We start from the raw sequence: 15,282 nt of genomic DNA, 5'->3' as shown, positions 1-15,282 counted from the left end.
AAGGAGCTATCAATGGAACTGTACCAAAACATGGGTTTTAAAACTAATCCATTTTCGAATTTCTCTGCTGAAAATGAGTTTAATGATTTGTCCAAAACATTTGTAAAGCCAAAATATTATTCTACAATTAAGGATGATATATTACAAGGCAGAAGTAAATTTGTTTTTGGTGAAAGAGGAGTTGGGAAATCTGCTTTAGTCTATTCACTGCTATCCGATTTTAAAAAAGAGAATGTATTTTCTATCGTTGTTAATACTTTTGATTCTGTTGGCATAAAGAATAACGAGAGTGATTTCTTGGTGTTAATTATAAAGGAGGTTGTTGGAGAACTTCTTGAATTGTGCGCGACTGACAAAAAATTATTAATGAAACTTGATAAATCCGATAAACAATGCTTATCTTTATTCTTCACTTCTTTTTCAGATAGTATTGAAAAAGAAGATGCGAAACGTCTGGCTCAAAGATTGCGTGGTTATGCGCTTAGGAGGGTGTCATATGGCATGGCTAATAGTATAGTTAGGCCTATTTTGAACTATCTCCTATCTATAAGTACTAATTTCATTGGATATACAGTTAATTCCGCATTGGGGTTGACTGCAAGTGATGGTGAAACCTATAAGGAATTTGTGCCCATTGTAGGAGAGATAAAAGATTCAGAGGGGTATCCATTTTCATTGGATCCCTTGACTCTCACGCCGGAGTCATTGCGTAAGATTATTGTTAGATTATCAAAGATTATTAAGCATTTGGGATATCGTCAGGTGGTTATATTTTTTGATCAGATTGATGAATACAGTGCATTGGGGTCTAAGGTCTCAGCTGTAACTGATTTCATTATTGATATTCTCCGTGACACTTCCCTGCTGTTGAATAACGAGTTGTCTCTCGTGTTTTCGTTGTGGAGCAAATTGAGGAAGCCGTTACAGAGCCGTGGGGTGAGATATGATAAAATTAGTGCTATTGATGTCACTTGGGATAATGAGCAAATAAAAGAAATCATTAATCGTCGTGTGCGTTATTATTCACAAAATAACAACGGAAGTGGTTCTGTTTCTTTCTCTGGCATCTTTCCTGATATTGAGTCTTCTGAGGAAATAGTCAAATTGGCCGCATGTTCCCCTAGGCATATGATTTTACTGCTTAAGACCATCTATGATGAGCAATCCATTGAAAATGATTCAGCGCGTATTTTCTCGCCAGTGGCTATTAAAAATGGCATGAAAAGGTATGTTAGATATTTTGACTATTATACTTTTTATGCCGGCGAGGTGAAATCTGATTTGAAAAGAGTGCTTTTCCTGATTCCGCGACTCCCTAATGTCATTTTTACGTCAAATGACATTGCCTCTGTTTTGAAGAAAAGTTCTCAGACTGGCAATAATCGTATTGGCGTCATGATGGAGTATGGGATTGCTAAAATCTGCAATCAGGATAGCAGTCCTAAAAAGTATAAAATTATTGATCCTCGGTTGGTCTATGCTCAGCAACATAGGATTTTTATTGATGAGTGACGCATAGGAAACCTACTGTTTTCATTTCGAGCATATTCTTTAACTAATTATCTCGATACAATGAGGGGAGCCTGATGAGACTTACACCACGGGAGACGGATAAGCTGATGCTGTACTTGGCGGGGCAGCTCGCCAAGGACCGCAAGGCTCGGGGCGTCAAGCTGAACTATGTGGAGGCGATCGCGCTGATCTCCTCCGAGTGCGTGGAGCGGGCGCGCGAAGGCGCCACCGTCGCCGAACTCATGCAGTACGGGCGCACGCTGCTCAAGCCCGAGGACGTGATGGACGGCGTGGCCGAGATGCTCGAAGTCGTCGAGGTCGAGGCCACGTTCCCCGACGGCACCAAGCTCGTGTCCATCCACAACCCCATCGAATCGACCGAAAAGCTCGTGCCCGGCGAATACCTGCTCGCCGACGGCGACCTCACCATCAACGAAGGCAAGGACGCCATCGAACTCGACGTGGTCAACACCGCCGACCGACCCATCCAGATCGGCTCCCACTTCCACTTCTTCGAAGTCAACAAATACCTCAAGTTCGACCGCAAAGCCGCGTACGGCAAGCGTCTCGACATCGCCGCCGGCACGGCCGTGCGCTTCGAGCCGGGCGAATCGCATCGCGTGAGGCTCATCGACATCGGCGGCACGCGCGAGATCCACGGATTCAGCGCGCTCGTCGACGGCAAGCTCGACGACCCGATTGTGAAGGAAGCGGCGTTCAGGAAGGCGAAGGAGGAGGGGTTCCTGGGGGCTTGAGGACCCCCTCAGTCCGGCTTCGCCGGACAGCTCCCCCTGAAGGGGGCGCAGGGACTACCCCTCAGTCCGCTTTGCGGACAGCTCCCCTGACAAGGGGAGCCTGGATAGAGACTTAAGGACTTGATATGAGCAGGATCATTACTCGTAAGGATTATGCGGGGATGTTCGGGCCGACCACGGGGGACCGCGTGCGACTCGGCGACACCAGCCTCGTCATCGAAGTGGAAAAAGACTACACGCATTACGGCGACGAACTGAAGTTCGGCGGTGGCAAATCGTTCCGCGACGGCATGGGCCAATCCTCCGTCCAACTCGACGCCGAATCGCCCGACACGGTCATCACCAACGCGCTCATCGTCGACTGGACCGGCATCTACAAAGCCGACATCGGCATCAAAAACGGCAAAATCAGCGCCATCGGCAAAGCCGGAAACCCGCAGACCATGACCGGCGTCACGCCCGGACTTGAAGTCGGCTCCGGCACCGAAGCCATCGCCGGCGAAGGCCTCATCATTACCGCGGGCGGCCTCGACACGCACATCCACTTCATCTCGCCGCAACAGGTGCGCACCGCACTCGCCGGTGGCGTCACCACGATGATCGGCGGCGGCACCGGCCCGGCGGACGGCACCAACGCGACCACCTGCAACCCGGGCGCGTTCCACCTCGCCCGAATGATCGAAGCGGCCGAAGCGCTGCCCGTCAACATCGCCTACCTCGGCAAAGGCAACGACTCCAGCCCGGAACCGCTGCGCGAACAGATTCGCGCCGGCGCGGCCGGACTCAAGATCCACGAGGACTGGGGCTCCACGCCCGCCGTGATCGACACGTGCCTCGGCGTCGCCGACGAAACCGACACGCAGGTCGCCATCCACACGGACACGCTCAACGAGGGCGGCTGCGTGGAGGACACGATCGCCGCGTTCAAAGGCCGCACCATCCACACGTACCATACGGAAGGCGCGGGCGGCGGCCACGCGCCGGACATCATCCGCGCGGCAGGCTTCCCGAACGTCCTGCCGAGCTCCACGAACCCGACCATGCCGTACACGCGCAACACGATCGACGAGCATCTCGACATGATGATGGTCTGCCACCATCTCGACCGCAACGTGCCCGAAGACATCTCGTTCGCCGACTCGCGCATCCGCCCCGAGACCATCGGCGCGGAGGACGTACTGCACGACATGGGCATCATCTCCATGATGAGCTCCGACTCGCAGGCTATGGGCCGCGTGGGCGAGGTCATCACGCGCACCATCCAGACCGCCGACAAGATGAAGAAGCAGCGCGGCCCGCTCCCCGAAGACGAGCACGACAACAACCGCAACGACAACTTCCGCGTCAAGCGTTACGTGAGCAAGTTCACCATCAACCCGGCCATCACGCACGGCGTCTCCGACTACGTCGGCTCCGTCGAAGTCGGCAAGATGGCTGACCTCGTGCTGTGGCAGCCGTCCATGTTCGGCGCGAAGCCGGAGATGGTCATCAAGGGCGGCTCCATCGCCTACTCGCGCATGGGCGACGCGAACGCGTCCATCCCCACGCCGGAACCCGTCTACTACCGCGACATGTTCGGCGCGCTCGGGCGCGCGCTCGGCTCGTCGTGCGCGACCTTCGTCTCGCAGGCCGCCATCGACGACGACATCAAGGGCAAGCTCAACCTGCAGCGCCAGGTCCTGCCCGTGCACGGATGCCGCACGCCCGGCAAGAAGGACCTCAAGTTCAACGACGTCCTCGCCGACATCCAGGTCAACCCGGAGACCTTCCAGGTGACGGTGGACGGCGAGCTCGTGCACTCGGATCCCGCGTACGAGCTGCCGTTGACGCAGCGGTACTTCCTGTTCTAGGGGATTCCGGGGTTTCTCTTCCGGGGTTTCTCGGGGAGGGATGGGGCGGACGTTGCGTTCCGGCTATCTCTCCCCCAGTCCGCTTTGCGGACAGCTCCCTCGTCAGAGGGGGCCGGATGCGGGGCTTGCGTTAGAGCGGGCTGAGGCGATACCTCCTTAGTCAGTACCCCCTCAGTCCGCTATCGCGGACAGCTCCCCCTGAAAGGGGGAGCAGAACGTTATGAAGTTGAGCATGCCGGTGGGTGCCTTGGCTCGCTCCCCCTTTGAAAGGGGGAGCAGAGGCAGGTTAGGATTCGGTGGCCATGGCGGCGATGTCTTGGATGAGGTCGAAGGCGTCGTCGCCGCGTTTGGTGAGGACTCGGACGCAGACGCCGTCAATCGCGCGGCTCGCGCCAAGCTCGCCGGCGAAGCCGATCGCGTCGGCGTGCGCGCGGATACGGTCGATCAGCGCGTCCTCGGCGGCGATGCGCGCCGTCTCAACGCGCTCGCGGACCGCGTCGGGCGACATGTCAACGTCGTCGTCGGCCGCGTTCGGATCAGCCGAGTCGAGTTCGGGGAGGTGGATGTAGAGGACGCCGCAGTGGGTGAACTCGCGCCACATGCCCATCTCCGTGTAGTCGAACGACTCCGGTTCCAGCAGCATGCGGTCGGCGAACGCGAGACGCGACTGCGGGAGGTGCGTCTCGGATTTGCGCGGACGACCGCGGCGAGGCGACGCGGACTCGCCGTCGCCGGAACGCCGGGACGACGCGGAAACCGGAATGGACGGTACCGCCGGTGACGTTGATGACGTTGGTGACACCGGCGCCGCGGCGAACGCCTTGGTCACGGCGGCGGGTTCGTCGACGATGACTCGTAGGCGATTCGTGAAACGGCGCATCGCCCAGCGTTCGTCCATGCCGACGCGGCCGCACGTGACCACGTCGCCGTAGACGAACGTCGATTCGGCGGAGATGCGCGCCGTGGTGAGGTTCTCGAACGTACTGTTGCGGAACGGGATGACCGGGAACGGGAGGAACACGGCCTTCGCGTCGCCGCGGGCCGTCAGGTCGATGGTGCGCGCCGCCATGCCGTCGGACGTGTCGAGCACCTTCTCATAGCTCTGCGTCCTGATTGTCGAATCCGTGCCGGGGGCGAAATCGATGGCGATATGCGCCTCGTCGCCCTTGAGGAAGCCGGGGGAGGCGAGCATCACGATGAAATCCGAATGACGGCCGTTCGTGAACGGCGTCATCAGTTTGAACGGGGCCTCGAAATACACGTCGTCGATCTTCGTGCGCCCATGGCGGAACGCGGTGGTCAAACGGAACGTGCTGCTTCCCATGGACGGGCCTTTCTGCGTGGCGGCGGCGAAACAGGTTCATTATGCCGCGCATCGGGCAACGCAATGTTTCGATGCGGGCGGGCCGGCCGCGCGGTACGGGGCGGTACGGGGATGCGGGCACACGGACGGGCGGTTGCATGGTGTGTGGGCGGTGGTGTCGCGCGTGGTGCGGACGTGGTGTACAGTAGGGGAGTTGCATGTCGCGGCGTGTGCCCTTGGGCGGCCCGCGGATGCATGATTCTGGGTTCGTAGCTCAGTGGATAGAGCGTCTGTCTCCGGAACAGAAGGTCGAGGGTTCGAACCCCTTCGAGCCCACCCGGAATCGAGGCCCCGCATCGTAGGATGCGGGGCCTTCGGCGTCTCCGGCCGGGAAGAGCGGCAGGGGGCATGGAAAGTCGTAGGGGACAGGTCCAAGTGAGTGGCCTGAATCTGCGGTGGACCTGGATCTGCATGGTTGGAGGGGAACCTGCATGGTTCAAGAGCGAACGTGCGTGGTTCGGCGACGTACCTGCGTGGTTCGGCGACGTACCTGCGTGGTTCGGCGACATACCTGCATGAGACGAGGGCGAACCTGTACGGTGGGGTGCTGAAGAATGGGGCTTCATCGTGTCGGAGCCTTGGCAGGATTGTTGGAATATGGCCGATTCATTGTTCGTGATGGACGTCTGCGGCGGGTGTCTACTGAAGGGTGGTGTGCAGGTTCGGATAACAATCCTGCAGGTTCGTGCTCGAATCATGCAGGTTGGTCGTCGAATCATGCGGATTCGTCTTCGGACTTCGCAGGTTTGTACGTTAATCGGTATGTACTCACGGATGACGAGGCTTAGAGAATGACCCTGAATTTTCCCTGAGATAACCATGAGGAGGCCATGAAATCGTGCATGGCTCCCACTCGGCGGGCGCATAATGAATCCTGCTTCAACCAGCAGGAGGTGTGTGATGGGAAAGCAGGAACCGAGGAATCGCGGCGGGAACGACGTGACCCGTGGGGCTCGTGACACCCGTGACGTCCGTGGAACTCGTGATGTCCGTGAGGACATGGGTGGTGGGCCGGTGACCCGAGTGGCCGCTGCCAAGGAATCGTCCGTCGTGGGCGAGCAGTCGCCGTCCGTGTCGTCCGCGTCACCCGCGGATTCCGCGTCGGCTCCCCATCATCGCTGGATCGCGCATCTCGTCATCCTGGCCATCGCACTGGCGCTCGTCATCGGCGGTGCGGCCGCCGCGAACCTGCGTCGTCGCGAACGCGACGGACTGGACGGTTCCGGCGTCATCGCCGGCGTCGCGGGATTGTTCGGGCACGGGGCGTTCGACGGATTCGGCGTTGCGCCCACGGCCGATCCGTTCTCGCGGGACGCCGCCGGCACGCAGGCCGCCCGCGACTCGCGTGACATGTGGACGGTGCGGCCGCTCGCCATCGCTCATCGCGGCGACGATTCCGCACCCGAGAACTCGTTGCACGCGATCGCCAACGCGGGCGCGCGCGGCGCCGACTACGCCGAGATCGATATCCGTCTCGACGCGGACGGCACTCCCGTTGTCTTCCACGACCAACGCACCGGACGACTGTCCGCCGACGGGCGCGATGTGCCGGTTTCGGCCATGCCGACGCACGAACTGCAGCATATGCCGATGCGCCAGAACGGTGAGACCTTCCATATCCCCACGCTCGCGCAGGCGATCCTCACCGCGCAGCATACGAACGACCATCTCGGATTGCTGCTGCATCTCAAGACCGATGACCGCCATGCACCGCGCGTCACCGACGCGGTCGCACGGCAGATCGAACGCCATGACTTCGCGTCCCGCGTGATGATCATGTCCACGGACGATACCGCCATCCGACTCGTCCACCAGGCTCACCCGAGCTGGCTCGTCGGCAAGTGCGTGAGTCCGGCCGGGCACGCCCGCATCGAATGGCCGCGTGGCGCGAGCTTCGTCGTCATGCGCGGCAACCGGTTCGACCCGCGCGTGGCCCGGCGGGCCGAGCGGGACAACATGCCCGTCTACGCGGGGGTGAGCGGCGACTATCGCGAGGCGAACCGGTGCCTGAGGCTCGGGGCGAGCGGCGTGCTCGGCGACAGCGCGCGGCGGCTCGGCCACGTGGTCGACCGCCACGCGGTGCGCATCGACGGGCGCGACATGGGCGGCGGGCCGCGGGCAGGCGCGCGAGGCGGCGCGCATGACGGATCGCGCAGCTCCGGCGACGCCGTGCCGTGGGCGCGGCCGCGCGCATGACGTGTGCGGCACGGTTGCGACGTTCGCGCCGCTGCGTCGCGTGCGTTCCCGCGCCGCGTGACCGTATGACGGGCATCGCGCGCGGCGGCGACACATGCGCTCACTACACTGCTGGGTAATCAATCGCTCGTGCGGCATCGGTTACGGCACCGGGCGAACGACCAACCGAGAGGAGCACACAATGAGCGAAAAGATGGAAGCGGTCGCGACCTCCGAGGCACCGGCGGCGCTGGGCGCGTACAGCCAGGCGGTCAAGGCCAACGGCTTCGTGTTCGTGTCCGGCCAGCTGGGCATCGATCCGGCCAGCGGCGAGCTCGCGGGCGAGACCGCGGGCGAGCAGGCCGCGCAGGCGCTGAAGAACATCAAGCACATCCTCGACACGGCGGGCACCGGCATCGAGCACGTCGTGCGCGCCACCATCTACCTGAAGAACGTGGAGGACTTCAAGGAGGTGGACGCCCGCTACGCCGAGGTGTTCATCGGCTCCGTGAAGCCAGCGCGCGTCGCGTTCGGCGGCAACGACATCCCGAAGGGCGCGCTCGTCGAGATCGACGCGATCGCCGTGCTGTGATCGGCCGATCTCGCATGCGATTGTGATTGCGCGTGCGCCGTCGCACGTCGTGATGCGTAACGTGACGTGATGTGACGTGACGTGCGTCGTGACGCATGATCGGAGGCCCGTCCGGACGATGTTCCGGGCGGGCCTCCCGTCGTCCCGCCGGTGATGCCGTGCCGATACCCCGCCGATGCGCCGGACAGGAAACCCCAAGAATTCTCAGAAACCGCTAAGGCAACCATCGTTGTTATCACAACGTTCCCTAAAGTTCATCTCAGGGTCGGCGTGGGAGCGCTAACGAAACCTAACGTGGGGAATATGCAATCTGCATATATGTATATGAGAAGAGCGGGCATCGTCGCTCTAGTAGCCGCGAGCTGCTTTGCACTGACCACCCCGGCGGCCTATGCGAATGACAACCCGTCGACCCAGCCTTCCGAAACCACCATCACGTCCACCGGACTCAAGCCCGGCCAGATCAAGCACGTGTGGACCATCATCCTCGAGAACAAGTCGTATGACGCCACGTTCACCGGCCTGAACCAGAACAGCTACCTGTGGAAGGAACTCCCCGCACAGGGCGCGCTGCTCACGAACTACTACGGCACCGGCCACTACAGCATGGACAACTACATCACGCTGGTCTCCGGCCAGGCCACGTCGAAGGACCTGCAGGAGGACTGCGGTGTCCGGAACTTCGACTTCGGCAAGAACTCCGACATCATCACCGAGCACACTGGCGACCAGCAGTTCGGCCAGTACGACAACTACGGCCAGGTGAAGTCCCCGGCCGGCCCGAACGCCAAGAACGGCGACAACGGCTGCACCCTGCCGAAGGACGCCCCGACGCTGTTCAACCAGCTCGACGCCGCGGGCAAGACCTGGAAGGGCTACGCGCAGGACCTGCGCAACCAGCCCGGCCGTGAGGATGGCCTCGGCGGCGCGCCCGGCACCCGCGAGAACGACCCGACCAACAACCCGAAGACCATGAAGCCCTCGGCGACCGACAAGCAGAACGGCATCACCTCGTTCACCGGCGCTCAGGCCAACGACCAGTACGTCGCCAAGCACTTCCCGTTCCCGTGGTTCCACTCCATCATCGGCGACGACAACACCGGCAACGACTCGCTGACCAAGCCGGCCAACGGCGGCACGATGACCGACGAGAACCACATCGCCAACCTCGACGACGCCAACTACGGCCTCATCGCCGACCTGAAGAAGCCCGCCGACCAGGTTCCGGCGTTCAACTGGATCACGCCGAACAACTGCTCCGACGCGCATGACGCGGTCTGCAAGGGCAACAACATGTCCGGCCTGTTCGACGACAACCTCCAGCCCGACTACACGAAGCCGCTCAACACCGCGCCGAAGAACCACACCGGCGGCCTGTACGCGGCCGACCTGTGGCTGCGCTACTACATCCCGCTCATCGAACGCTCCGACGCGTTCAAGGACGGCGGCCTGATCGACATCACCTTCGACGAGGCGAACCCGCCGTTCTACGGCATGTCGTTCAACAACGCCACCGATGACAGCGACGTCGCGAAGGACGCCGCCAAGAACGAGCGCTACCAGTACCAGGTCCCCACCATCAAGGACTTCCAGGAAGGCTACAAGCAGTACTCCGCAGGCACCTTCCCGCAGCCCGGCCCGATGGCCAAGAACTACATCCAGGCCGACCTCGCCGGCCAGAACATCAACGGCCAGAACGTCAACTGGGAGCCGGAAGGCCCGAACACCCCGCTCGCGCAGGACGCCAACGGCAACCAGCTCTACCCGGGCTCCGGCGACAACGGCTACATCACCCGTCCGCCGTCGTGCGACGATCCGCAGGACGCCGATCTGGTGAACGCCGACAAGAGCAACTGCGTGCCCGGTGCCAAGAACACCGGTTCCGGCTTCTCCGGCGCGGATGACCTCGACGTGAGCGCCCCCGCGGGCACCGACACGATCCAGGGTTCGGTGAACGTCACCGACATCGGCCGCAAGGTCACCGGCGAGGGCATCCCCGACGGCGCCTACGTCGGCTCCGTCGTGAACGAGGGCCCGAACACCGACGACTCCAAGCCGGTCGTGAACTCCTCCTTCAAGATCGTCGACCAGCAGGGCAACCCGCTGCAGACCACCGCTGCCGTGACCAAGGTCACGCTCTCCGCGCTCGGCATTCCGGGCCACCTCAACGAGGGCGAATCCCCGCTGTCCACCTTCGACGCGCAGGACGCCACCCCCGGCGGCGGCGCCACCGGCTCCGTGCTCATCTCCCCGCTCATCAAGCCCGGCACCGTGTCCACCACGAACTACAACCACTACTCGTGGCTGCGCACCATGGAGGACATCTTCCAGGTCTCCAAGGGCACCGATACGAAGCCGCTGACCGCCGGCTCCGTCAGCGGCGGTCTCGACGGCAAGGGCCACCTCGGCTTCGCCGCGCAGGACGGCCTCACCCCGTTCGGCACCGACGTGTTCACCAACGCCGCCTCCGACAACAGCGGCAACGGTGGCAACAACAACGGTGGCGGCAATGCCGGTAATCAGTCCGGTGCCGGCGACCAGGCGAACCAGTCCGGTCAGAACGCCGGCAAGCACCAGAACGCGAACGCCGCCACGCAGGCCGGAGCCAAGGGCAACGGCCTGTCGCGCACGGGTGCCGCGGTGGCCGGCATCGCCGGCGCCGTGGTGGTCCTGCTCGTCGTCGCAGGCGTGACGCTGGTCCTGCGCCGTCGTCACGGAACGCGATAAGGAGGCATGATGCGCAGCAAGACCAAGACATTGCGAATCGCGGCGATTCTCCTCAGCGTGGCCGCCATGACGGCCTCGCTGGCCGCCTGCGGAGGCAGCTCGTCGGCCTCGTCCCAGTCCGTGGCGGACAGCATCGGCTCGATGCCGAGCTACCTGCCCAAGACCGACGGCACGGTGAAGACCGTCCGCGGCACGACCGGCAATCCGGCGCTGTCCTACCCGGGCAGCCCGGTGCTCGTCAAGGTCGGTGATGGCGAGGTGCGCGTCGACATCGGCGGCCCCAGCTACCCGTCCACCGGCAAGACGAACGATTCGGCCGTCCCCGCCTCGTTCCCCGTCACGATCACCAACACCGCGGCGAAGGGCGGCAAGGCCGTCTCCCTCGACAAGGCCGTGTTCGACGTGCTCGACAACGCCGGCGCCACGCACGTGCTCATCCCGACGCCCGCCCTGCCCAAGAGCCTCGCTCCCGGGCAGAAGGTCAAGGTGACGCTCCGCACGACGACGCCCAGCGGCGAAGGCCTGCTGCGGTTCCGTCCCGACGGCGGCGATTCGGCCGCAGGCTGGGACTTCATCCTGGAGATCGACTGATCTCAATCGAGATCCAGTGAAGTCGACTGAAATCGACTGAATGATCGACCGAGGCCGGCCGGACTCCCCAATCGGGCGTCCGGCCGGCCTCGTCGTTCCGTCGAGGCCACGTTCCCACGTTGCGGGCGTTGGTATCATACGGTAGTCGCCGCATGACGACTGACACGGATGATATAAGGAGTCCCAGCATGGCCCACGCCGGCAATTCCGACGACACACAGGACAACGGCCTCGAACGCAAGATGGAGTCGCGCCACCTGACGATGATCTCGCTCGGCGGCGTGATCGGCACCGGCCTGTTCGTCTCGTCCGGCTACACGATCCACCAGGCCGGCCCGCTCGGCGCGATCCTCGCGTACGCGGTCGGCTCCGTGCTCGTCTACTGCGTGATGGTCTCGCTCGGCGAACTGTCCGTCGCGATGCCGTACGCGGGCAGCTTCCACATGTACGCGAAACGCTTCATCGGCCCCGGCACCGCGTTCGTGATCGCCGTGCTCTACTGGCTCAACTGGGCGGTGGCGCTCGCCAGCGAGTTCACGGCGGCGGGCCTGCTCATGCAACGCTGGTTCCCCGATTCGCCCGCATGGGTGTGGTCGGCGGTGTTCATCGCCGTCGTGTTCGCGCTCAACATCCTGTCCGTACGCCTCTACGGTGAGGCGGAGTTCTGGTTCGCGTCGATCAAGGTGTTCGCGATCGTCGCGTTCATCGTGATCGGTCTGCTCGCGATCTTCGGCGCGATACCGATCGCCGGCTACACGCACGCGCCGCTGTTCGGCAACTTCACGGCCGACGGGTGGTTCCCGAACGGTTTTGCGCCCGTGTTCTCCACGCTGCTCACCGTCGTGTTCGCGTTCTCCGGCACCGAGGTGGTGGGTGTCGCGGCCGGCGAGACGAAGGATCCGAGCAAGGCGATTCCGAAGGCCGTGCACACGACCGTGCTGCGCCTCGCGATCTTCTTCATCGGCTCGATCCTCGTGATGGCCGCGTTGATCCCGTGGCACAAGGCGGGCGTGGAGACCAGTCCGTTCGTGCTCGTGTTCCAGTCGATCGGCATGCCGTTCGCCGGCGATGTGATGAACTTCGTCGTGTTGACGGCCGTGCTGTCGGCCGCGAACTCCGGCCTGTACGTGTGCTCGCGCATGGTGTGGTCGCTCGCGAAGGAGCGTCTGATTCCGGCGCGGTTCGCGAAGACGAACTTCCGCGGCGTGCCCGTGTGGGCGGTGCTGTTCTCGATGGCGGGTTCGCTGCTCGCGCTGCTGTCGTCCGTGGTTGCCGCGTCCACCGTGTATCTCGTGTTGGTCGCGGTTTCCGGCCTCGCGACGCTGGTCGTGTGGTTTTCGGTATGCGTGTGCCACCTGCGGTTCCGGCGTGAGTGGAAGGCGGGCGGCCATACGGCGGAGGAGCTCGGCTACCGTGCGCCGGGATTCCCGGTATTGCCGTGGATGGCGATTGTGATGTGCATCGGCGCGCTGGTGCTCGTCGTGCTCGACGAGACGCAGCGTTCGACGTTGTTCTATATGGTCCCGTTCGTCGCGCTGTGCTACGGCGGCTACCATCTGCTGGAACGTCGGCGCGGCAGCGCCACTGGTCGGTGACGTTGCGGTGTCGTGACGGTGCAGCGCAAGAATTCCCGGGAATAATCCGTATCGTCCGGGATTCCTTGCGCTGAGACGTGGTTAGTGCAAGAATTCCCGGGAATGTGGGTCGGCTTCCGGGATTTCTTGTGCGGGGAGACGGTCAGTGCAAGAAATCCGGGATGACGGGGATGTTTTCCGGGATTTCTTGCGCCGGTCGGCTTGGGAGGGGCAATGATGACGATGGACGGGGGAACGTCGGCGCGGTCGGTATTCTTGGAAGAATGAATCCTGAAGCGTTGAGCGAACTCATTTCGCGTATTGCCCACGAGCTTGTCGCCGCCGGAAAGGCCGGACAGCTCACCGAAGACCTCATCCCGCCGGTCGCCAAATTCGCCGTCATGCGTCCGAAGGACCGCGCGCACGGCGATTGGGCGTCGAACGCCGCGATGCAGCTCGCCAAGAAGGCCGGCATGAAGCCGCGCGACCTGGCCGACCTGTTCGCCGCCGAACTCACCGCCGCCGACGGCGTCGCCAAGGTGGAGGTCGCCGGCCCCGGCTTCATCAACATCACCCTCGACTCCGCGTCCGCCGCGGCCGTCGTCGACGCGGTGCTCGCCGCGCCGCGCACCGACGCCGGCGTCTCCGTGTTCGGCCGCAACGACCACCTCGGCGGCGAGACCCTGAACCTCGAGTTCGTCTCCGCCAACCCGACCGGCCCGATCCACATCGGCGGCACCCGCTGGGCCGCCACCGGCGATTCGATGGCCCGCGTGCTCGAGGCCAACGGCGCGAAGGTCGTGCGCGAATACTACTTCAACGACCACGGCGAGCAGATCAACCGCTTCGCCAAGTCCCTCGTCGCCGCCTGGGCGCACGACAACGATTTGGGCGCGCAGGGCTACCAGACCGAGACCCCGTTCGACGGCTACAAGGGCGCGTACATCGACGAGATCGCCCGCCGCGTCGAGGCCGAGGCCAAGGCCGACGGCGTCGATCTGACCGCGCTGGGCCACGAGGACCAGGGCCTCAACGCGGACGGCGAGCCGATCGGCGAATCCGATTCCGAGCTGCGCGAGGAGTTCCGCAAGCGCGCCGTGCCGATGATGTTCGACGAGATCCGCAAGTCGATGAAGGACTTCCACGTCGACTTCGACGTGTGGTTCCACGAGAACAGCCTCTACCAGGACGGCGAGGTGGAGCGCGCCATCGCCGAACTGCGCGGCCGCGGCGACATCTACGAGAAGGACGGCGCCACCTGGTTCGCGTCCACCAAGCACGGCGACGACAAGGACCGCGTCATCATCAAGTCCAACGGCGAATTCGCGTATTTCGCCGCCGACATCGCCTACTACTGGAACAAGCGCCACCGCGCGCAGGACCCGGCCGACGTGGCGATCTACATGCTCGGCGCCGACCACCACGGCTACATCGGCCGCATGATGGCCATGTGCGAGGCGTTCGGCGACAAGCCGGGCGAGAACATGCAGATCCTCATCGGCCAGCTCGTCAACGTGCTCAAGGACGGCAAGGCCGTGCGCATGTCCAAGCGCGCCGGCAACGTCGTCACCATCGACGACCTCGTCGACGCGATCGGCGTGGACGCGTCCCGCTACTCGCTCGCGCGCACCGACTACAACTCGCCGGTCGACATCGACCTGAACCTGCTCGCCTCCCACTCGAACGACAACCCGGTGTACTACGTGCAGTACGCGCACGCGCGTTCCTGCAACGTGGACCGCAACGCGGCCGCCGCGAACGTCACCACGGAAGGCGCCGACCTTGGCCTGCTCGACACCGAGGCGGACGGCGAGGTGCTCGCCGCGCTCGCCCAGTGGCCGGCCGTCGTCAAGGAGGCCGGCGACAAGCGCGCCCCGCACCGCGTCGCCCGCTACCTCGAGGACCTCGCCGCCACCTACCACAAGTGGTACAACGTGGAGCGCGTCGTGCCGATGGACCTGACCGGACTCGAGGAGCGCGGAAGCGAAGCCGAACGCGAGGCCCTGCGCATCGCCAAGGCCCCCGAACCGGCCCGCGCCGCCGCCCGACTCAAGCTCAACGACGCCGTCCAGGCGGTCATCGCCTCCGGCCTCGACCTGCTCGGCGTCTCCGCCCCGGACAAGATGTGATCGTTCCCCTCCCA

10 protein-coding genes and 1 tRNA gene are annotated in these 15,282 nt (G+C 62.9%); 10 read left to right on the top strand and 1 reads right to left on the bottom strand.

Annotated elements, in window-relative coordinates; genetic code table 11:
• The first annotated feature begins 12 nt into the window (after positions 1 to 12).
• From AC1AYN_RS06375 to ureC, 3 genes are all read left to right on the top strand, one after another.
• Positions 13 to 1,512 carry a P-loop ATPase, Sll1717 family gene (locus tag AC1AYN_RS06375; RefSeq protein ID WP_476532616.1) on the top strand — a complete coding sequence of 500 codons (1,500 nt, stop codon included), beginning with the start codon at positions 13 to 15 and terminating at the stop codon, positions 1,510 to 1,512.
• 74 nt (positions 1,513 to 1,586) lie between these two features.
• The gene (ureA, locus tag AC1AYN_RS06370) at positions 1,587 to 2,267 is read left to right on the top strand and encodes an urease subunit gamma (RefSeq protein WP_476502742.1); all 681 of its coding nucleotides are present in this window, start codon (positions 1,587 to 1,589) and stop codon (positions 2,265 to 2,267) included.
• A 125-nt stretch (positions 2,268 to 2,392) separates the two neighbouring features.
• Positions 2,393 to 4,117, top strand: a complete 1,725-nt coding sequence (ureC, locus tag AC1AYN_RS06365; RefSeq protein WP_476502741.1) for an urease subunit alpha — start codon at positions 2,393 to 2,395, stop codon at positions 4,115 to 4,117.
• Between the two features lie 286 nt (positions 4,118 to 4,403).
• On the opposite strand, the gene AC1AYN_RS06360 is transcribed toward ureC, so the two are convergent.
• The gene (locus AC1AYN_RS06360; protein WP_476532615.1) at positions 4,404 to 5,441 is read right to left on the bottom strand and encodes an urease accessory protein UreD; all 1,038 of its coding nucleotides are present in this window, start codon (positions 5,439 to 5,441) and stop codon (positions 4,404 to 4,406) included.
• Positions 5,442 to 5,683: 242 nt separating this feature from the next.
• Between AC1AYN_RS06360 and AC1AYN_RS06355 the strand changes: the two genes are divergently transcribed.
• The 7 genes from AC1AYN_RS06355 (at position 5,684) to argS (ending at position 15,268) form a co-directional block, all read left to right on the top strand.
• Positions 5,684 to 5,756: transfer RNA gene (locus AC1AYN_RS06355), tRNA-Arg, on the top strand.
• Positions 5,757 to 6,530: 774 nt separating this feature from the next.
• Positions 6,531 to 7,676 (top strand): glycerophosphodiester phosphodiesterase family protein, encoded by a 1,146-nt coding sequence (locus tag AC1AYN_RS06350; RefSeq protein ID WP_476532614.1) that lies wholly within the window; start codon positions 6,531 to 6,533, stop codon positions 7,674 to 7,676.
• 181 nt (positions 7,677 to 7,857) lie between these two features.
• Positions 7,858 to 8,247, top strand: coding sequence for a Rid family detoxifying hydrolase (locus AC1AYN_RS06345; protein WP_476532613.1), 390 nt, complete (start codon positions 7,858 to 7,860; stop codon positions 8,245 to 8,247).
• Between the two features lie 318 nt (positions 8,248 to 8,565).
• Positions 8,566 to 10,974, top strand: coding sequence for an alkaline phosphatase family protein (locus AC1AYN_RS06340; protein ID WP_476532612.1), 2,409 nt, complete (start codon positions 8,566 to 8,568; stop codon positions 10,972 to 10,974).
• Between the two features lie 6 nt (positions 10,975 to 10,980).
• Positions 10,981 to 11,565: a hypothetical protein gene (locus AC1AYN_RS06335; protein ID WP_476532611.1), complete on the top strand. Its 585-nt coding sequence runs from the start codon at positions 10,981 to 10,983 to the stop codon at positions 11,563 to 11,565.
• Positions 11,566 to 11,753: 188 nt separating this feature from the next.
• Complete coding sequence (locus AC1AYN_RS06330; protein ID WP_476532610.1) at positions 11,754 to 13,160, top strand: amino acid permease; 1,407 nt, start codon at positions 11,754 to 11,756, stop codon at positions 13,158 to 13,160.
• 263 nt (positions 13,161 to 13,423) lie between these two features.
• A complete protein-coding gene (gene argS / locus AC1AYN_RS06325) occupies positions 13,424 to 15,268 on the top strand; it encodes an arginine--tRNA ligase (protein ID WP_476532609.1) in 1,845 nt (614 codons plus the stop codon).
• Positions 15,269 to 15,282 lie beyond the last annotated feature (14 nt).

This window comes from Bifidobacterium sp. LH_413 (assembly GCF_056357015.1).
This window is presented reverse-complemented; position numbering and strand designations above follow the sequence as displayed.